Source organism: Pseudoalteromonas lipolytica (assembly GCF_900116435.1).
Taxonomy (GTDB): domain Bacteria; phylum Pseudomonadota; class Gammaproteobacteria; order Enterobacterales; family Alteromonadaceae; genus Pseudoalteromonas; species Pseudoalteromonas lipolytica.
The window spans coordinates 105,239-125,895 of sequence record NZ_FPAZ01000010.1; the positions used below are offsets into that span (position 1 = coordinate 105,239).

Annotated in this window: 14 protein-coding genes; 7 read left to right on the forward strand and 7 right to left on the reverse strand. The window is 41.9% G+C overall.

Going from position 1 to position 20,657, the window contains the following annotated elements; genetic code table 11:
- Window positions 1-160: 160 nt before the first annotated feature.
- The 3 genes from gltB to BM378_RS12290 all read left to right on the forward strand — a co-directional run bounded on the left by gltB (window position 161) and on the right by BM378_RS12290 (window position 8,377).
- Window positions 161-4,618: a glutamate synthase large subunit gene (gene gltB, locus BM378_RS12280; protein ID WP_074989287.1), complete on the forward strand. Its 4,458-nt coding sequence runs from the start codon at window positions 161-163 to the stop codon at window positions 4,616-4,618.
- Between the two features lie 9 nt (window positions 4,619-4,627).
- Window positions 4,628-6,043, forward strand: a complete 1,416-nt coding sequence (locus BM378_RS12285; protein WP_074989288.1) for an FAD-dependent oxidoreductase — start codon at window positions 4,628-4,630, stop codon at window positions 6,041-6,043.
- 216 nt (window positions 6,044-6,259) lie between these two features.
- A complete protein-coding gene (locus tag BM378_RS12290; RefSeq protein ID WP_074989290.1) occupies window positions 6,260-8,377 on the forward strand; it encodes a S8 family serine peptidase in 2,118 nt (705 codons plus the stop codon).
- 171 nt (window positions 8,378-8,548) lie between these two features.
- On the opposite strand, the gene BM378_RS12295 is transcribed toward BM378_RS12290, so the two are convergent.
- The 4 genes from BM378_RS12295 to nadK all read right to left on the reverse strand — a co-directional run bounded on the left by BM378_RS12295 (window position 8,549) and on the right by nadK (window position 12,311).
- A complete protein-coding gene (locus BM378_RS12295) occupies window positions 8,549-8,947 on the reverse strand; it encodes a hypothetical protein (protein ID WP_036967641.1) in 399 nt (132 codons plus the stop codon).
- Window positions 8,948-9,025: 78 nt separating this feature from the next.
- Window positions 9,026-10,699 carry a DNA repair protein RecN gene (gene recN / locus BM378_RS12300; protein ID WP_036967644.1) on the reverse strand — a complete coding sequence of 558 codons (1,674 nt, stop codon included), beginning with the start codon at window positions 10,697-10,699 and terminating at the stop codon, window positions 9,026-9,028.
- Between the two features lie 68 nt (window positions 10,700-10,767).
- The gene (locus BM378_RS12305; protein WP_074989291.1) at window positions 10,768-11,331 is read right to left on the reverse strand and encodes a hypothetical protein; all 564 of its coding nucleotides are present in this window, start codon (window positions 11,329-11,331) and stop codon (window positions 10,768-10,770) included.
- A 95-nt stretch (window positions 11,332-11,426) separates the two neighbouring features.
- The gene (nadK, locus tag BM378_RS12310; RefSeq protein ID WP_036967648.1) at window positions 11,427-12,311 is read right to left on the reverse strand and encodes an NAD(+) kinase; all 885 of its coding nucleotides are present in this window, start codon (window positions 12,309-12,311) and stop codon (window positions 11,427-11,429) included.
- 121 nt (window positions 12,312-12,432) lie between these two features.
- Here nadK and BM378_RS12315 point away from each other — a divergent pair, with 121 nt between their 5' ends.
- Both BM378_RS12315 and grpE read left to right on the forward strand, forming a co-directional pair.
- Window positions 12,433-13,377, forward strand: coding sequence for an HrcA family transcriptional regulator (locus BM378_RS12315; protein ID WP_074989292.1), 945 nt, complete (start codon window positions 12,433-12,435; stop codon window positions 13,375-13,377).
- 58 nt (window positions 13,378-13,435) lie between these two features.
- Entirely contained in the window at window positions 13,436-14,044 is a 609-nt protein-coding gene (grpE, locus tag BM378_RS12320) for a nucleotide exchange factor GrpE (RefSeq protein ID WP_036967654.1), read from the forward strand.
- 24 nt (window positions 14,045-14,068) lie between these two features.
- Here the strand turns inward: grpE and BM378_RS12325 are convergent, their stop codons facing one another.
- The gene (locus BM378_RS12325; RefSeq protein WP_036967656.1) at window positions 14,069-15,268 is read right to left on the reverse strand and encodes a multidrug effflux MFS transporter; all 1,200 of its coding nucleotides are present in this window, start codon (window positions 15,266-15,268) and stop codon (window positions 14,069-14,071) included.
- 195 nt (window positions 15,269-15,463) lie between these two features.
- On the opposite strand from BM378_RS12325, the gene BM378_RS12330 reads away from it, so the two are divergent.
- Together BM378_RS12330 and BM378_RS12335 are read left to right on the forward strand one after the other, a co-directional pair.
- Entirely contained in the window at window positions 15,464-16,261 is a 798-nt protein-coding gene (locus tag BM378_RS12330) for a M48 family metallopeptidase (protein WP_065978701.1), read from the forward strand.
- Between the two features lie 95 nt (window positions 16,262-16,356).
- Window positions 16,357-18,264, forward strand: a complete 1,908-nt coding sequence (locus BM378_RS12335; RefSeq protein ID WP_074989294.1) for a hypothetical protein — start codon at window positions 16,357-16,359, stop codon at window positions 18,262-18,264.
- A 77-nt stretch (window positions 18,265-18,341) separates the two neighbouring features.
- Here the strand turns inward: BM378_RS12335 and BM378_RS12340 are convergent, their stop codons facing one another.
- On the reverse strand, window positions 18,342-19,124 hold the full coding sequence (locus BM378_RS12340) for a nucleoside-binding protein (RefSeq protein ID WP_065978699.1): 783 nt from the start codon (window positions 19,122-19,124) through the stop codon (window positions 18,342-18,344).
- A 126-nt stretch (window positions 19,125-19,250) separates the two neighbouring features.
- On the reverse strand, window positions 19,251-20,564 hold the full coding sequence (locus BM378_RS12345; RefSeq protein ID WP_036967666.1) for a Na+/H+ antiporter NhaC family protein: 1,314 nt from the start codon (window positions 20,562-20,564) through the stop codon (window positions 19,251-19,253).
- Window positions 20,565-20,657 lie beyond the last annotated feature (93 nt).

The window sequence follows — 20,657 nt, forward strand, 5'->3', positions numbered from 1 at the left end:
ATAGACTTTAAAGTGCGTCCTCAAGTGAGAAATATTCATAAATATGAATATGTATTCAAAACTCTATTGACTCATGGTTTATTTGGCGATAGTTTTGTTCGTCTGCTAGCACTGTCACAAAAGACTGAACCGCTAGTCGTTGTAGCAAGGGGAGGGGTCTATGTTATACGACTCAAAATTAGAAAAAGATAATTGTGGCTTTGGCTTAATCGCCCAGGTCAATGGTCAGGCGAGTCATCGCTTGATTCGAACCGCAATCACAGGCCTAGATCGCATGGAACACCGTGGTGGTATTTCTGCTGATGGTAAAACAGGTGATGGCTGTGGTTTATTAATGCAAAAACCCGATAGTTTCTTTCGTGCAATTGCCAGTGAACACGATTGGCATTTAGGGAAGAACTACGCAGTCGGCATGGTGTTTTTAAATGCCGATCCCGTGCTTGCACAGACTGCTAAAGATGTTTTGAGTGAAGAGCTCGAAAAAGAAACCTTAAATATTCAAGGATGGCGAGTCGTTCCGACAGACGCATCTTGTTTAGGGCCAATTGCAAAAAAACAACTACCTGGCTTTGAACAAATTTTTGTCAGCGCACCTGAGGGCTGGCGTCCAAAAGATTTAGAGCGTCGTTTGTATGTTGCGCGTCGCCGTGCAGAAAAGCGCCTAGAAAATGATGAGCATTTCTATATTGCGAGCTTGTCTGGCTTGGTAACGGTTTACAAAGGCTTGATGATGCCTGTGGATTTACCGAACTTTTACCTCGATTTAGCTGACATGCGCATGACGAGTGCGATTTGTGTATTTCATCAGCGTTTTTCTACCAATACGCAACCTCGTTGGCCATTGGCGCAGCCGTTCCGCTATTTAGCGCACAACGGCGAAATTAATACCATTCAAGGTAACCGCCAGTGGGCACGTGCCCGTGCTTATAAATTTGCATCTCCACTGATCCCTGATTTGCAATCAGCAGCCCCATTTGTCAACGAAAGTGGCTCTGATTCATCAAGCTTAGATAACATGCTTGAATTGTTCTTAGCGGGTGGTATGGATTTATTCCGTGCGATGCGTATGCTTGTTCCGCCTGCATGGCAGAAAAACCGAGCCATGGATGACGATTTACGTGCTTTCTACGACTTTAACTCTATGCATATGGAACCATGGGATGGCCCTGCTGGTATTGTTATGTCTGATGGTCGTTTTGCGGCCTGTAACCTTGACCGAAATGGCCTTCGTCCAGCGCGTTATGTCATTACGCAAGATGGATTTATTACGCTTGCTTCTGAGGTGGGTATTTGGGATTACGCGCCAGACGAAGTGGTTGAAAAAGGACGAGTTGGTCCGGGTGAATTATTAGTAATTGATACTCACCAAGGTAAAATTTGGCACTCTGACGAAATTGACCAAGATCTTAAATCACGTCACCCGTATAAAGCGTGGCTTGAAGCTAACGTTAAGCGTTTGACTCCGTTCGAAAAACTGGCTGAAAAAGATGCAGGTAATCGCTCGTTTGATGACGAAACACTGCTGAAATATCAAAAAATGTTTGGCTTTACTAACGAAGAACTCGACAGTGTTGTTCGTGTCATGGGCGAAAACGGTCAAGAAGCAACGGGCTCAATGGGTGATGACACCCCATTTGCCGTGCTGTCTGAAGGGCACCGTTCATTATTTGATTACTTCCGTCAAAAGTTTGCACAAGTAACCAATCCACCGATTGATCCTCTGCGTGAGAATCATGTTATGTCACTTGCCACGTGTATTGGTAGTGAGCAAAACGTGTTCAATGAAACCACGGGTCATGCGAAACGTCTGCAATTTGAAACACCGATTTTGATGTACGCAGACATGAAACAGCTGTTAAGTGCTGACCAAGCGCATTACAGCTACTGCAAAATTGATATTACTTACACAGCCGAAGAAGGCCTTGAAAAAGCGATCACACGTATTTGTGACGAAGCGCAAGAAAAAGCCGCATCAGGGTGTGTGATGTTAGTCTTGAGTGACCGTAACTTTAGTGAAACGCACCTACCCATTCCTGCTGCAATGGCGGTAGGCTCAATTCAAAAACGATTAGTTGATAATAACTTACGTTGTGAATCAAACATCATTATTGAATCAGGTAGCGTGCGAGATGCTCATCAATTTGCTGTGTTATTAGGCTTTGGTGCGACGGCGATTTACCCTTATTTGGCCTATGAATCGCTGGTTGCAATGAGCGATAAAAAGATTATCAACAAGAGCTATTGTGAAGTCACGTTGGCGTATCGTAATGCGATCAACAAAGGCCTTTACAAAATCATGTCGAAAATGGGGATCAGTACAGTTGCCTCATATCGTTGCTCGATGCTGTTTGAAGCGGTTGGTTTGTCAGAAGCGGTTATTGAAACCTGTTTCAATGGTGTAGCAAGCCGTATTAAAGGTGCGTGTTTTACTGACTTTGATGATGATCAACGTAAGCTTCATAAGCTCGCATTTAGTAAGCGCAAGTTATTAAGCCATGGTGGTTTATTAAAGTATGTTCACGGTGGTGAATATCATGCTTACAACCCTGATGTGATCCAAACTCTGCAAAAAGCAGTGCGCTCGGGTGAGTACAGTGATTACGTTGCTTACGCTGATTTAGTTAATAACCGCCCAATCACAAATTTACGTGACATGTTGGCGCTTAAAATTCCTGATGCCGGAATCAGTATCGATGATGTTGAACCAGCAACAGAGCTTTATAAGCGTTTTGACTCGGCAGCAATGAGTATTGGTGCACTATCACCTGAAGCACATGAAGCATTGGCTATTGCCATGAACCGCTTAGGTGGGTGTTCTAACTCAGGTGAAGGGGGTGAAGATAAACTTCGCTATGGCACCGAGAAAAATTCACGTATTAAGCAGGTTGCCTCAGGCCGATTTGGTGTAACACCGCATTATTTACGCAGTGCTGATGTGATTCAAATTAAAGTAGCACAAGGTGCAAAGCCCGGTGAAGGAGGTCAGTTACCGGGTGAAAAAGTAACGCCTTATATCGCTAAACTGCGTTACTCAGTACCGGGTGTAACGTTGATTTCACCGCCACCGCATCATGACATTTACTCTATTGAAGATTTAGCCCAGCTAATTTTTGATTTGAAACAAGTGAATCCTGAAGCACTAATTTCGGTGAAATTAGTGTCTGAACCCGGTGTCGGTACGATTGCAACGGGTGTAGCAAAAGCCTATGCAGACCTCATTACGATTGCGGGTTATGACGGTGGTACAGGTGCAAGCCCGCTTACTTCTGTTAAATATGCAGGCAGTCCTTGGGAGTTAGGCCTAGCTGAGACACAACAAGCTTTGGTTGAAAATGGCTTACGCCACCGTATTCGATTACAAACGGATGGTGGTTTGAAAACCGGTCTCGATATTATTAAAGCCGCTATTTTAGGTGCTGAAAGCTTTGGCTTTGGTACGGGTCCTATGGTGGCACTGGGTTGTAAATACTTGCGTATATGTCATTTAAATAACTGTGCGACCGGTGTAGCAACGCAGGACGATACACTTCGTCAGAAGCACTACCATGGCTTACCAGAAATGGCGATGAACTACTTTAAGTTTATTGCACAAGAAGCGCGTCTAATCATGGCAAGCTTAGGGGTAACCCATTTAACCGATTTAATTGGTCGCTTAGATTTACTTGAGGCGATTGAAGGCAAAACGCCGAAGCAAAAGAAAATTGATTTATCGTCAGTTGTGGCTGTGCCGAACAACCCAACCGGTGAAACCTTGTTTTGCAGTGCGCCAAACAGCTCGCACTATTTAGGTCAGCTTAATGAAACCTTGCTTGATAAAGCCAAGCAAGCAATTGATGAAAAATCGGGTATTTCATTAGTGAGCCGCGTGTGTAATACAGACCGCTCTGTGGGGGCGATGCTATCAGGATACATTGCATCTAAGCACGGTAACCAAGGTATGGCTGCCGATCCTGTATCTATTGAGTTACACGGCACTGCAGGTCAGTCGTTTGGTGTATGGAATGCTGGAGGCCTAGAAATGACGTTAGTGGGTGACGCTAACGATTATGTTGGTAAAGGCATGGCAGGAGGCAAACTTGTCATTCGCCCACCGATGGGATCATCATTTGAAAGCCACAAAGCAACCATTGCAGGTAATACGTGCTTGTACGGTGCTACTGGCGGCAAATTGTTTGCAGCAGGGTGTGCGGGTGAGCGTTTTGCTGTTCGTAACTCAGGTGTGCAAGCGGTTGTAGAAGGTGTGGGCGATAACGGCTGTGAATACATGACAGGCGGTGTTGTGTGTGTCCTTGGCAAAGTTGGTATTAACTTTGGTGCGGGGATGACGGGCGGTTTTGCTTATATTCTTGATGAAAGCAATGACTTTGAAAAACGCATTAACCCTGAGCTTGTTGAAATTGTTACGCTGGAAGATTTAGCGTCTCATCAAGAGCATCTTCGTGGTCTTATTGCAGAGCATTTAGAGCTAACGGGGTCTAACCGCGCTGAGCAGATTTTAGCGAACTTTGATTTATACATTCCGATGTTTAAATTGGTGAAGCCAAAATCAAGTGATGTAAAAAGTTTACTCGGACACCGAGCACGCAGTAGTGCAGAGCTTCGTGTTCAGGCTCAGTAAGGGGGTAGTATGAGCGAAAATGTATACCAGTTTATCGATGTACAACGTGTTGATCCGCGTAAAAAACCGATTTCGGCACGTAAGCAATCATTCGTGGAAATTTACGAGCCGTTTTCTGAGACGCAAGTAAATTCACAAGCGGACCGTTGCTTAGACTGTGGTAACCCGTATTGTGAATGGAAATGCCCAGTACATAACTATATACCGCAATGGTTAAAGCTAATTCGTACAGGCCGTATATTAGAAGCGGCTGAGCTGTCACATCGTACAAATAGTTTACCTGAGGTGTGCGGTCGAGTGTGTCCACAAGACCGCTTATGCGAAGGCTCATGTACACTTGACGAAGAGTTTGGTGCTGTAACAATTGGTAATATTGAAAAATATATTACAGACACTGCTTTTAAAATTGGCTGGAAACCAGATATGTCTTATGTGGTTTGGTCTGATAAAAAAGTGGCGATTATTGGTGCAGGTCCAGCCGGGTTAGGTTGTGCTGATATTCTAGTGCGTAATGGTGTTAAACCGGTGGTATTTGACCGTCACCCTGAGATAGGGGGGTTACTTACTTTTGGTATTCCTTCATTTAAGCTTGAAAAAGAAGTGATGCAGAAGCGTCGTGAAATTTTCACTGAAATGGGGGTTGAGTTTAAACTAAACACGGAAGTCGGTGTTGATATTACCTTGGATGAAATTCTTGCTGAATATGACGCAGTCTTTTTAGGCGTAGGGACCTATCAAAGTATGCGCGCAGGATTTGAAAATGAAGATGCCGATGGCGTACATGATGCTTTACCGTTCTTAATTGGTAACACAAATCGTGTTATGGGCTACGCTGAAGACAAGCAAGCTTATATTGATATGGCCAACGAAAAAGTGGTTGTATTGGGCGGGGGTGACACCGCAATGGACTGCGTAAGAACGTCAATTCGTCAAGGTGCAAGCAAAGTAACATGTGCTTATCGCCGTGATGAAGAAAACATGCCAGGCTCTAAACGTGAAGTTAAAAATGCCCGCGAAGAAGGGGTTGAGTTTACTTTTAACGTGCAACCTAAAGGCATTGTAGTTGACGAGCAAGGTAAAGTTGCAGGCGTAAGAATGGTCAAAACGCAACTGGGTGAACCAGATGAAAATGGTCGCCGTCGTGCTGAAGAAGTGGCTGGTTCAGAGCATGTGATAGAAGCCACTAAAGTGTTAATGGCATTTGGTTTTAAACCGCACAAAATGGATTGGCTTGAACCATATGGCGTTGAAATTAACCATTGGGGTGGTATTAATGCACCTGAACAAGGTGAATTTACCCATCAGACAACGAACCCTAAAATCTTCGCTGGTGGCGATATTGTTCGCGGCTCAGATTTGGTGGTAACGGCTATTTTTGAAGGTCGCAATGCGGCAGAAGGAATTATGGATTACCTAGAGGTGTAATAGCTATCTGCAATACTCCCCATTCATAATTTTGTATAGATACTAAAGCAAGCCTGCGGGCTTGCTTTTTTTGTGCCTGTAAAATATTGATTGCGTACGCAGGGGCTATTCCTAAAGCCTTATGAGGGTTTTCCCCTATATCGGTGAGTGTCACTCGCTGCGAGTATATGTTCTGTAGTTACAAAAAAGTAACAAACTAATCCAGGAGATAAACCAATGCGAACTAAACTTTCTAGTATACTCATCGGTCTTGGCATGGTTGGCAGCTTTGCCACCCAAGCACAAGCCTTACTAGGCCCAGAATTAGCAGAAAAATTATCAACAACAAGCCTAACTCAAAGCCTTACTGAACCAAGTATCAAAGTCATTATAAGCTTTAAAGATAAACAGCAGGTTTATAATGTAATGCAGTCACTCGGTGTGCCGTACTTAGCCTTAAAAGAATTACCCATGGTTGGCGCTACGCTGACTCCTTCACTCGTCACACAGTTACAAAATAACCCTGCCATTGAAAGTATTTATTATGATGCGCCACTGCGCTATTACAACTATAACTCGGGTGAGATCACTGGCGGTCATTTTGTACATGATAACTATTTATTTACAGGCAAAGGTGGCGTTGTGGCTGTACTCGATTCAGGAGTCGATGCGACACATCCCGATTTAGCTTACGGTGATAAAACCATTCAAAATGTAAAACTAATAAACGATCTTGATTTATACGGTTTGACCGCCGATATCGAAGGGTTACCAAACACCGATACATCATCAGGACATGGCACCCATGTTGCTGGCACTGTTGCGGGCAGTGGCGCTGCTTCTGCGAATGATCCTACACGTGCTAATTTGCATGATGGCATTGCCCCAGATGCAAAGATTGTCGGTATTTCTGCTGGTGAAGCCATTTCAATTTTACATTCTTTAAAAGGCTTTGATTATGCATTAGCTAACCAGCACAAATACGATATTGATGTTATTACGAATAGTTGGGGAGGGGGAGCAGGAAGTAACTTCGACCCTAATAACCCTGTAAACAAAGCATCGTTTGAGGCATACAAACGCGGCATGATTGTCACTTTTGCTGCGGGTAACGATGGCGACGGTGATGATACCCTCAATGTGTATGCCGTCGCTCCTTGGGTTATTGACGTCGCAGCAGGCACGCCGAGTAGAATGCTGGCTGATTTTTCTAGCCGAGGTGTGCCAGGTGATGCGATTAAAACACCCGACATTACAGCACCTGGCTCAAGCATATATTCGACGCGAGCACTCAATACCCCTTTGCCCGCTTTAGGACCGGTCATCGATTTAGATAACCCTGATTATTATGTTTACTATGCAACGATGAGTGGCACGTCGATGGCAACCCCTTTTGTTGCAGGTGCTGCGACTGTGCTGCTTGAAGCAAACCCGCATTTATCGCCTGATCAAATTGACGAAATTCTAAAAGCCAGTGCCGATGACATGTTTGATGAAACTGGGCGACAGTACTTACCGCACGAAGTAGGGGCGGGTCATATTAATGTGAAAAAAGCAGTTGAGCTTGCATTACAAACTGAAGGTAATATGCGCCAGTTTTTAGCTGGAGACACTGAATTTTCGAGTCAAGGTGCTTGGCAGCAAGCAGACAACACTGCTGATAAAGTCTACTTTGCCGGCAAGTGGTCAGAAACAACGGATAGCAGTGCTTATAACGGCACACTGGCAAAAGCAAAAGGGCCTGGAAATATTGCTTATGTTGGCTTTAAAGGTGAGCGTGCGAAAATACACTTTGCGGCAACTAACCGAGGAGAGGTCAGTATATTAGTGGATGGAGTTGAGTATGAATCGTTGAGCGTCAGTGGTGAAAAAGGCGAAGCCATTACCGTGGCAATTAACCAATTAGACGACTCAGCACATACACTTGAAGTGCGCACTATATCAGGACAAGTTGCATTAGATCGATTCGAATTTGACGGTATTGTCACCCAGCCCGGTGTGTCATTTACTACACAGTTAATGCCAAGTATTGAGGGTACAATGGGACCATCAGTAAGTTTAGATCTTGCTGGGCTTGGTGTTGACCCAGCCTATAGCATTATTGAGCATTTAGTTTCAGTACCTGATAATGTTGTGGGCGTGACTGCGGTCTTAAGTTGGCAACCGTTTGCAGACCTTGATTTTTCAATAGCAAACAGTCAGGGAGAAGACCTCGCAAGCTCTGCGACACTTGATAACCCCGAAACAGCACAGTTATCGATTACAGAAGCTGGAGACTATATTTTCAAAGTAAAAGGATATACCAGCGTCGTGACTAATTATCGTATCGACTGGCAGATAGTCATTCAAGACTAATATAAACAGCGGGTAAACATTACGCTTACCCGCTAATTTCTTTAACTACGTTACCAATATTATAATTGCTTATTCTTATTAACCGACTCTGTTTAAAGCTATTTTGTAACGATGGCTAAAAATCAGTAGGTTTTTTTAAATGAGAGAAAAAGCCCGACAAGTTAAAACAGACTACCAGCAGCCTGATAACGTGTTTTTTACTTTATTGCTGTGTTGTTTTAATAAAAAGTAAGCAAGGCTTACCACGATAAAATGACAAATCATTACAACAACAGACCAAACAGAAATTGTCTCTGATTGCTGGCTCACTATTACAAACAGTATGAGCATCATTGCTGCAGAAGCATATAAATATGTTTGTAAACGTTGTTTAAACCTTAGGTGCTTCCATCGGCTCCATAGCACCAAAAGTAGCGCCACGATAGGAAACGCAAATAAAGTGCATTGTAGTAGAGCGAACATATAATTTTGTGACACGACAGGTGTATATGACACAGAGGCGTGCAGTAAAGGTGAGCTTAAGCTCAATAATAACCCGCTTGCTAACCCAAACTTACGTTGTTTATTCATTGTATAATCCGGTCGAAGGCTATGCACAATAGCCTTAATTACTTACTAAAACGTTAATGTCATTAAGTGCGAGAGTGGTTATGCATGCGCACTAATCAGCTCTTTCGCATTTGCTCTGGCCATTTTGCTAATATTATCGCCAGCGAGTAGACGGGCAATTTCATCAATTCGTCCATCTTTACTGAGCTTATTCATTTGTGTGTAGGTTTCACCATTTGCAATTTCTTTCGCAACAAAAAATTGCTGATGCCCAGAGCTAGCAACCTGTGGCAAGTGCGTAACACAAATAACTTGGGTTGATTTGCCAAGCTGGCGCAATAACTTGCCAACCGCTGAGGCCGTTGGGCCAGAAATACCCACATCGACTTCGTCGAATATGAGTGTTGGCGTTGTCACGCGCTGGGCGATAATGACTTGTATCGCTAAACTGATACGCGAAAGCTCGCCACCCGATGCAACTTTCGATAAAGCTTGCATTGGTTGCCCAGGGTTGGTCGATACCAAAAACGCCACGGTATCAAATCCCATTGCACTGGGGGCTTTATCACTCGTTTGTTGAATATCAATCGCAAACTGGCCATTTTCCATTGATAAGTTAGCCATGCTATCGCTGATCAATGTGTTGAGTGTTTCGGCATAACGCTGGCGGCTATCACTTAAAACCTGTGCAGCGTCTTTATATTCATCAAGGGCTGTATTTATCTCGGTTTCTAACGATGCTAAGCGGTCACTATTGTAGCTAATTGAAGCAAGCTCTTTCGCAATTGATTGGTGAAATTCTACCAGCTCTTCCGGTTTTATATGGTGCTTGCGTGCTAAATCCATTGCCCCAGTTAAACGAGTTTCTACTTCGTCGAGGCGAGCAGGATCTAAATCTGTTATATCTACGTAGCTGCGAATTTCACGGCTTGCTTCTTCAACCTGAACAGCGGCTTCACTTAAAAGCGCTGCAATGCTAGATAGGCTATCATCGTAGCCAGCAAGTTCAGCAAATTGCTGTGCACTGTGTTGCAGCATTGAGCATGCACTTTGCTCATCACTTTCGTATAAGTGCTGAAGTTCACGCTGGCACGACTCTAAAATAGTTTGGCTGTGGCTTAACTTATGGTGCTCAGCTTCTATTTCTTCAAACTCACCGGGTTGTAAGGCAAACTCGTCTAATTCAGCAACTTGGTATTCAAGTAGCTGTTTTTGAGCCGCTTGTTGCGCTTGTTGTTGTTCTAAGTGGTTAAACTCTTTTACTAGCGCCTGATAGGCTTTAAAGCGTTCTTTAACATTGGAAAGCAGGTTTGTATGGCCAGCATATGCATCCAGTAAATGCAGCTGATGCTCGGCTTTTAATAAATGCTGATGCGCGTGTTGACCATGAATAGAAATGAGGTATTGCCCAAGCTCTTTAAGCTGCGCAGCAGTGACAGGGCTGCCATTAATATAGCTTTTACTCCGGCCATTTTTACAAATAACACGGCGCAGTAAGCATTCACCTTCTGCATTAGACAGTAAGTGATGTTCTAAAAACTGTTGAGCAAGGGGTAATTGGGTAATATCGAATTGCGCGCAGATTTCTGCACGCTCAGTTCCTGGACGAACAGCACCCGCATCGGCGCGTTCGCCTAAACACAACGATAGGGCATCAATAGCAATTGATTTCCCTGCACCTGTTTCACCTGTAATGGCTGTCATACCATTGTGCCACTCAGTACTCAAGTTACTTACAATGGCAAAGTTTTTAATTTCTAACCCGATTAACATACTGTTTATCCATCCAGCTAATTAACTGTTAATTTATACAGTGTTTTCGGGTTTTGCAAATTAAATTTTTATGCTTTTGTTAATTCTGATATCTGTTTTTCGTGATTTAATTCATCAGGCATTGATGGACTCTGGCTTTGCGCAGGGTCATCATGTTGATTAATAGGTGGCGCGTATTTAATAACTTCAATTAATGAGGGTAATACTTCTTGATAAAACGCTTTATTGTATTCAATGCCATTATAAGGAAGTTGTGCCATAAAGTATTGTAATCTATCGGCAAGTTGGTCATGTTCATGCGGGCTTTGTGCTTTGTTTGCTTCCATGATTATGGTGCTGATAAACAACTCACTAATAAACTCTAAATGCGTTAGATTTTCTTCGTTGTGAGCTTGAACGACAAAGTAATTACTGGTGATTTGGTTCAAACGTGCAACATTTTTAGGGCGAATGAGCTTTGCTTCACTAAATTCGATTAATTTAATTTTGAAGTCGTTATTGATCTCTTTTACACGTTGATTAAAGCGTTTTTTTTCGGCTTCTATCGCTTTGCGACGGTTGCTTTCGATGATCCAATAGCAGCCTAGTAGAGTGATCAACAATAAAAGAGCAAGAAAAACTATATAGCTCATTTTTGCTTAGGTTCCTTAAATGTGTACTACGGTAAAGTGAATTATTTTGCGCTAATAGATTTCACTTGGCAATTATTTAAGAAGAAAATTGCTGTTTAAAATAAGCGGCTACCCCAGTTCAGTTTTTTTCGCAGTACATTGTAATAAGAATATTCTTTTGGATGAATTAAGCGTAACCGTTTGTCAGCTTTTTTGATAACCACTTCATCGCCAGGTAAAACAGCCAAAACAACGTGGCTGTCACAGCTCACTTGTAAGCTGTCGGTATTTTCTAAGCTGAGTTTAAGGCGTACCTCGTTATCGGCATCAACGACTAAAGGGCGACTCGAAAGAGTATGAGGAAACATGGGTACTAACGAAATAGCATTCAGTTCTGGTGTCAAAATAGGCCCGCCACCAGAGAGAGAATAGGCCGTTGACCCCGTCGGTGTAGATACGATTAAACCATCAGAGCGTTGTGAAAATACAAAATCATTATTTATGAAGGCTTCGAACTCAATCATGTGAGCGACTTTATCGGCATGGAGTACCGCTTCATTAACCGCTGAATTTGCGCTTTTAAGTTCAGCATGTCGGTATACTTCTACTTCTAGCAGGAAGCGTTTTTCTTCAATGAATTGACCACTTAGAACCTGCTCTAAACTTGCTTCAAAACCTTCTGGGTTTAAGTCGGTTAAAAATCCGAGGTTACCACGGTTTACGCCAATCACTGCAACGTCAAAACGCGCTAAAACACGTGCAGCACCTAACATGTTGCCATCGCCACCGACAACGATGGCTAAATCAGCACGCTCGCCTAACTCAACGAGTTTAACGAGGTTGTTCGCAGGCACATCTTCTAATTGCCGGCCCGTTCGTTGCTCAACGAGCACCTCAAAACCTAACGCTCGTAAAAAGGTGTGTAATCGCTGTAGCGTTGTAGCCGCGGCGCTGTGGTTAGGTTTACCAATTAAACCTATGGTTTTAAACGGTGAGTCCATGGTACGTGCACTTAACTATTTCATAGGGATAGATTACATTAAAAATTAATGCTTTGAAAATAACTTGAAATAAACTTGCAGTGCCCAAATATCTTAGGGCAAGAGTCAAGATGTAAGAATTATGAAATTAAACCCCCGCGATCAACAAATTTTTTCAGCCGTAATGAGCCTATATTGTAATGGCGAGGGCCAACCAGTGGCTTCAACGCGTATAGCAAAGCAAAAGGGCATGGCTGTGTGCTCTGCCACAGTGCGAAATGCAATGGCAAGGCTTGAAAAAGAAGGGTTGCTTTATTCGCCACACACCTCGGCAGGCCGCGTGCCAACAAATGCTGGGTTTGACTATTGGTTAACCGAATTTTTCTCTTTGCCCGAAATTGCTACGTATTGGCAACCTCAACAAGCACAACTTGTTGAGCTGGCTCACGGCTTGAGCCAACGTTATAAAGTATGTTGTTGTGTTGGTTTACCGCAAGTGAGTTCGCAATTGGTTTTTAGGGTTGAAGTGCTTGACTTTGATGGCAGTGATTGGCTTATTTTACTGATTGATAGAGCAGGGCAAAGTCACAATATTTGTATTAGTAAACCTGAGGACGCCAGTGATTCGGTTCGCTATCAGTTTGCAACGTGGCTTAATACGGTGTTCAGTCAACAAACTCTGATGGAAGGTCTTTACCGTATGCAGGCAATGGCGAATACTGCACCGCGCAACTGCCATGACTCGTTGACCCAATGGACTCGCCAATTGAGCCAGAAACTGGGATCTGATAACAGTATTGTGGTAGGTGAAAACTATTTATATAAGCAAGTAGACTGTCAAACGAGCTTAAATATAGGCGTCTCTTTTTTAAATTTTGTTGAAGATAAGCTCGCATTTAGAAACGGTTTGTCGGTATTAAACACAGAACAACTTCCATTTACCGATTGTGATGAGTTAATGGTGTTCAGCCTTCCTTACTTTAATAACCTCGAATATCAGAGTCGTTTTTGTGTTATTTGTCCAAAATCAGCACAAATTGAAGCAATCATCCAAGAATTTGAGTTAATCGGGTCATCAACCTCTTGAATCTTTTTATTCAATCCCCATAATTACCGCAGTTGTAAAGAATTGGAGCATTTAAGCTATGTCTGAGCAGACAAAATCACCAGAGCAAGAAGTTGAACTAAACGAAGAATTTGAACAAATGCAAGCGGATGTTGACGCAGCCGTTGAAGCAGCAGAGCAAGTTGAAGGCGAAGAACTAAGCCCTGAAGCTGAAATTGCACTACTTTATAGTGAACTAGAAGCTGCAAAGCAAACTATAAATGATCAAAAAGACAGTGTTGTACGTGCCGCAGCAGATGTTGAAAACATGCGTCGCCGTGCCGCACAAGATGTTGAAAAAGCTCACAAGTTTGCACTTGAGAAGTTTGCTAACGAATTATTACCCGTGATTGACAATTTAGAGCGTGCGATTGAGTTTTCTGACAAAGAAAATGAGCAGCTTAAGCCTGTACTTGAAGGTATCGAGATGACGGTAAAAAGCTTCAACGATGCCGTGTCTAAGTTTGGTGTAGAAATTGTTAACCCACAAGGTGAGCAGTTTAATCCAGAATTCCATCAAGCAATGTCAATTCAACCAAGCAATGATGTAGCACCTAATACGGTACTTGCAGTTATGCAAAAAGGGTACACGTTAAACGGTCGTTTACTGCGTCCTGCTATGGTAATGGTATCGAAAGAAGCTGAATAAACGCTTTTTAGAGAAAAATGCCTGTCATAGACAGGCATTTTTTTTGTCTAATTTTCGATGCCAAAGCTGCACAAGTAGTATAAGGATAAGCGCACTGAACATCATGGCTGAAAATGGCACCGCACTTTGTGGGTGAATAAACGCGAGGATAGGTCCTACGAGTGCGCCACTGCCAAAACGTAACGTACCAATTACCGCCGTTGCAGTCCCTGATTTTTCCTCGAATTGCATTAAAATCAATGAGTCGGCATTACTTGCCACAATCCCCAAACTCATCATTAAAGGCGCTATGCTTGCGACGATAAAATACAGCGACAAATGCATTAAACTAAACAGCAGTAATGCTGAGCCCGATGCAAAGCCAATACCTAAGCCTATAAACAGTAATTTGCGCGATCCTAAGCGTGGTACAAGTCGGGTATTCATAAAGTTACCGAACATCAAGGCAAGTACGTTAAAGGCAAATAAAATACCGAAGAGTTGTTCATCTACTTTAAAAAAGTCCAAATAAACGTAAGGCACAGACGTTAAAAAGCAGAAAAATGCGAACGAGGCAAACATAGAGCTAGCGATGTCGGCACGCGCACTTTGACGTGAAAAGACGGTTTTATAGCTGTTAAAAAATAACGCTAAACCACGTTGCTGACTTTTGAAAATAGGGATATCAATTAAGTAAAGTTGCACAAGTGCTAAAATCGCAAAGCTATACGCAGCTAACACTAAAAATATAACCTGCCATGTCGAAATGCCCATAATTAAAGAGCCAAGCGTGGGGGCGATAAGGGGCGCTACCATCATGATCATCGATACATACGACATCCCCTTTGCCGTATTCTCACGGTAAATATGACGAATAATACCCGGTACAACCACGGTTGCCGCGGCACCAGTGAAAGCCTGTACTGCCCTAAGTGACCAAAAAAGCTCTATGTTATGGCAAAATGCCAGTGCTAACGAACTTAAACCAAACAGCGCTAAGCCTACTTTAGCCAGTAATCGTCTACCAAGCTCATCGGCAATAGGGCCAAAAAATAGCATACCCAGTGCATAGCCAGCTAAATAGATACTCAATGAAATTTGTACATTTGGCATGGTTGTTTGTAAGTCATTGGCAATGACCAACATCGCAGGTAGATACAAATCAATTGCCAGCGGAGTAATGGCGACAATACTTGCCAGTAACGGCAATAAAATGCGTTTATTTAATGTGTCGGGGGAAGGCATTGGAAACTCATTTATCAATCAATAGACCCCTATTGTAGCAGCGAGTGGTTCGTTGGTGAACTTAGTTTGCCTGCTAACTAAAAGATTTAACTGAAAAATCACATTTGCACGGTGGGAAATGTATTTTCATATAAAATTAATGAATGCTTTGCTATATTAGCAACAATTGCACTAATAGTATTTGTAAGGATTCACATGAAAAAGTTAATGATGGTCGTGTTAGCCACCGCTGTTTTAGCAGGGTGTAAAACGTCTCCAACGGGACGTACACAGATCGCGCTCTACTCAGATCAACAAATGAGTCAAATGGGCCAAGCAAGCTTTGCTGAAATGAAGAAAACACAGCCGATTAACTCCGACCCAAAAGTTAATGCGTATGTAAAATGCATCGCAGACGATGTGATTTCTGTTTTGCCGCGTGAATATGCTCAACAAGCATGGGAAGTGGTGGTGTTCGAAGAAGATTCTGCGAATGCGTTTGCATTACCAGGCGGCTACATTGGCGTACATACCGGATTATTAAAAGTAGCGGTTAACAGGGATCAACTAGCGACCGTGTTAGGCCATGAAGTTGCACACGTTATTGCTGAGCACTCGAATGAACGTGTATCGCAAAACTCCTTGATTCAAACAGGTTTACAAGTCGGTGGTGCTGCGCTTGATATGGGTAATGTGCAATATCGCGGTGAAATTATGCAAGCACTTGGACTCGGCGCACAATTTGGTGTGGTGTTACCTTTTAGCCGCTCACATGAATCTGAAGCTGATATTGTAGGTTTAGACTTAATGGCAAAGGCCGGCTTTAACCCAGAGCAGTCAGTGTCATTATGGCAAAACATGAGTGCAGCTGGCAGCAGCGGCACACCCGAATTCATGTCGACTCACCCAGCACCGGGTAATCGAATTAAAGAGCTACAAAAACACATGCCAACGGCTTTAAAAGCACAACAAGCGGCAAAAGCGCAGGGCAGAAACCCACAGTGTAAACTGTAAATTAGGACTATTTTCTTAGCTTTATACTTTAAACATAAGCCTAATCAATATATGGTTAGTCTTATGTTTTCAAAATAAGTACAGAGCATTTAGGGATGAAAAAAAAAGCTTTATCAGTAATTGTTTTAGCTACCGTTGTAACAACGTTAATATTTTATGTAACCAATACTGAAACTTCACACACGAACGAATCAAAAGAAACCGTCAATACAACAAATGACATTAGCTCATTAGATAAAAATACCGAAGCGACTTCAGAAAAAAAAACCTACAAAAAACGCCCTTTTCCAAATGAAGTTCCAGACGAACAACTGTGCAGAGATTTAAATCTTAAGCAAAGCAATTTACACTATGATTTTTCAGATGAGATAGAACTTAAAGCACTGCACGCTTTCAAAAATGGTTATTCAGCAAAGCAGGTTGCGGATGCAATTTGGTTTGTTAGCAGTTGGTCACAAGCGCAAGATTGGTATGAAAGGGCTATGTTGCATGAATCCGTTTCTGAATTGATACCAGTTATAAAATCATTGCCGAATAATGAACGGTTTCTTAGTCAATATAATTTTGTTAATGGACCAAATTCATCGGCGACGGAAGTTTTGGATTATAAGGATTCATTAGACAGACTTTGGGCAGACTTACCACTTGAGGAGCTTAATCGGAAGATTACATCGACTAATATTTCATCGGTCGAAACTTTCAATGAAATTGAACGGGTTTTTTCAAATTTCCCATACGAAATACTTAATAGTGAATCTATTTCCCCTTTAAATTCCATTTTAGGTTTTTTAGTTGCTAAGAAACGCATTCCTACTGCCATAATGCTTTTACAGCGCTATCCTGGACTTGAGTTTTCAACGGCTAACTTTACTAACGAAGCAGCAACTCAACTCCTTATGATAATCGGTAATGAAGGTTATGAGATTGAAGACTCTGAAAGTTATCAGCAACTCTTTGATTTGTTGGGCTTGAGTGGAAAAGGTATTTACTATCAGGAAATTAATCATCCTTTGTTTAGTAATGTCGAGGTCAAAAATGCAGTAGAAAAGTTAAATCATGAAGGTATCGTTGTTAACTTAATCCCAGTAGAGGATTTAGAAAAGCCAGAACCTATTTTTGTATTGAATATTGATAAGAATGAATTAACTGATGACGAAAAACGTAGTTTAGATAAATGTAATTTAACAAGGGAGTGGCTTGAAGGACGTCAACTCAATTATTTGCAGCTTGATACATTCGAATCAACGCCTTTTATTGAATCAATTAAATCGTCACCTGAATTTTATTTTTGTAAAAATCAACAGCACCCAGATGATTTTCCCCTCATTAAAAGTCAGTTTACTGAAATGAGAAAACAGATCACTCAAACAATAGCGAATCAGAATACTTCACTAGAAAAACTTGATTTAACAACGTTAGATGTACCAGACACGATGTTACCAGAAGTTAAATCTATTTTAGGAATCATTCTTGCTCGCGATTATTTACAAGCAACATCACTCAATGAGCAAGAAATTATGATGAGATTGAGTAATGTTGGCTTAAAGCCGTCAAGCAAGCATATTGCAAGTTTTTCGGGATTGGCTAGTTTGAAAGGTTTCACAATGTGGCTTGAAACGCTTTCTTTCGACGAACCAAAGGACGCTAAAGCCCTTTTAAATGAGTTTGCCAGTAAAGGTGCATATAAAGCATTTTCTGATCTTAATAGTATGGTAGGGGCTGAGTTTGATTTAGAGACTGAGCTGGATCCATTTTATTTTTTTATAAAAAACTATTCTTCTATGACATTACACTTTGGTGATATTAATGCTTATGAACAGAAAGATAATGCGGCTTTCATAAACTATTTTAAGGTGAGTGGGGTAAAAATTAAGCCTCAGCATCGGCGAGCTATATTTAAACGTAAAATATCTGAGCAAGATGCTTATAAAGCACTAATTAGTCATTTCCCAGAGTTAAAGGTCGAAAATGTAGATGAGTTCTTCTCTTTAAGTTGCTTATGAGTACTTTTAAGAAAAGTATTGCTATAAATTCTAAAACTGCGAAATAAATAACTATTTCGCAGTTTTATTGATAACGTTTAGAACGTCCACTCAACATGAAGTTGTGGGACTGATTCAGTGGTATCTGTGCCTAGTTTGTTATGCCAGTATTGCCACTCAAGGCCAAGTAACAGGGTATTCTCTTTCATGCTGATTGCATGACCTAAATCCCATGTAATAATAGGCTGTGCTAAAATCCATGCTTTAACGTCTTGACCGAATTCGTTTTCACGCTCTGCAATGTACTCAACATGGCCTGTCACATTAAATTTTTGTGAGCCAATAGTGAATGGGTAGCCCCATGCTACATCAATCATCCAGCTGTTTGTTTCAGTAGGAGCACCACCACGAGCAACACCTTCACTGTCATCAATGTAGGCTGTAAACAACGTTGATAAAAAGCTAAAACCTGGTGCTTGCCAGCTTAGTTTTACACCGGGTAAATATTTTAGAACCTTTGAGTCTCCAGCAGCGTTAAAGCCCGCAGTTAAACCTACGTCAGCAATCGCACCATATGAAAAATCGTTGCCTGAGATTTTTGACAGGCTAAAGGTTGAATACCATTCACCATAAAAGTCTTTATCTTGATATCCATCTTGTAAATCATCATCACTGTAGTCAATAAAAAAGAAGTTATCGCCATAGTCATAACCAGATGCATGCTGTAATGACACAACCGTTGTGTTTGATTTAGCCAAAGAAAACGGATTTTTGTGCTCACCGTTATTGATGTGTAATTGCGTTGAGCTCCAATTAGCCGCATAGCTCGAAGTACTCGCTGCACATAGCGCAGCAATAGAAAGGATCTTTTTCAAGTTCATATCTCAATATTGATGTAGTCATAACAATTCACTTGATTAAGCGAATTAGTATATAAAGGGGGATACAAAGTGAGGATTATAGCAGATACGTCCTTAAAATGACGTATCTGCTCAAAAATATTTAACTTAGGCTTTATTACGGCGTAAGCATATTACCGCAATCGCAGTAAACGCGAGAATAAAACAATAATATGACGATGTAGATACTTGCCAAGGGCTGATTTTAAACGTTGCACCTAACAATAAGGCTTGTGCGCCGTAGGGCAAAGAGCCTTGTGTTACACAGGCAAAAATATCTAATAAACTGGCTGAGCGCTTGCCAGTGATTTCACCGTCATCGGCCAGTTTTTTCGCAATAGGGCCTGCAACAATAATAGACACCGTATTATTAGCAATACATACGTTACTCGTCATTACGAGTGCTGCAATACCTAATTGATCAGCAACTTTACGATGCCATTTAGCAATAATTTTCGTGATTGCCTGAATTTTGTTAGCAATGTAATCAAGGCCACCGTTTATACGAATAAATTCTGACAGGCCGCCAATAAACATAGATAACAAGAAAATTTCCTGCATATCGGTAAAGCCTTTGTAGATATCTTTTACAAAGCTTGCGCCTTCATAACTGCCTGTAAAGCCCATTAGTGCTGCGAAAATAATCCCGCTAAACAGCACCACAAATACATTAAATCCCATCACCGCTAGCACTAAAATAAAGGCATACGGAAGCACGAGTAAAATATCGTAATCCTGTGTTTCAACCGCTTCAGCTGCCGGTGTTAAAAAGAACAATAATGCAATGGTGAGTGCAGCAGCAGGCAGAGCAATCTTTAGATTCTCGCGAAATTTATCTTTCATTTCACAACCTTGTGTACGGGTAGCCGCAATAGTTGTGTCAGAAATGATTGATAGGTTATCGCCAAACATTGCACCCGATACAATTGTACCGGCCATCAATGCCGGATCGATACCCGTTTTTTGCGCTACGGCGTAGGCAATAGGGCCAATCGCGCCGATGGTGCCCATTGATGTGCCCATGGCAGTTGAAACCACGGCAGCGATTAAAAATAAGCCCGGAAGTAATAAAGCTGGGGGAATAAGAGATAAACCGGCATTCACGACGGCATCAACACCCCCCGTTGCGCCTGCGACGGCAGAAAACGCACCTGCAAGAAGGTAAATCAAGCACATAGTAATGATATTGCTATGACCTGCACCTTTTATAAACGTTTCAACACTGTGGTTAATCGTGTTTCTATTTAAAATAAAGGCCAACATAATGGCAGGTAAAATAGCGACCGGTGCCGGTAGTTGATAAAAGGCGTAATCAACACCTTGAGATTGTAAGTATAAGCCTGCGCCTAAAAATAAGCCGACAAACACCAAAAGCGGCAGCAAAGAAAGTTTTGCTTTTGTTTTATTAAATGATGGCTGCATCATATTCCTCGTTAGATAACCAAAAACACAGCCAAAAACTTCTTTTAGCTGTATTTAGTTGTTGTTTTATGAAAGTAAAAACAACAACAGCGC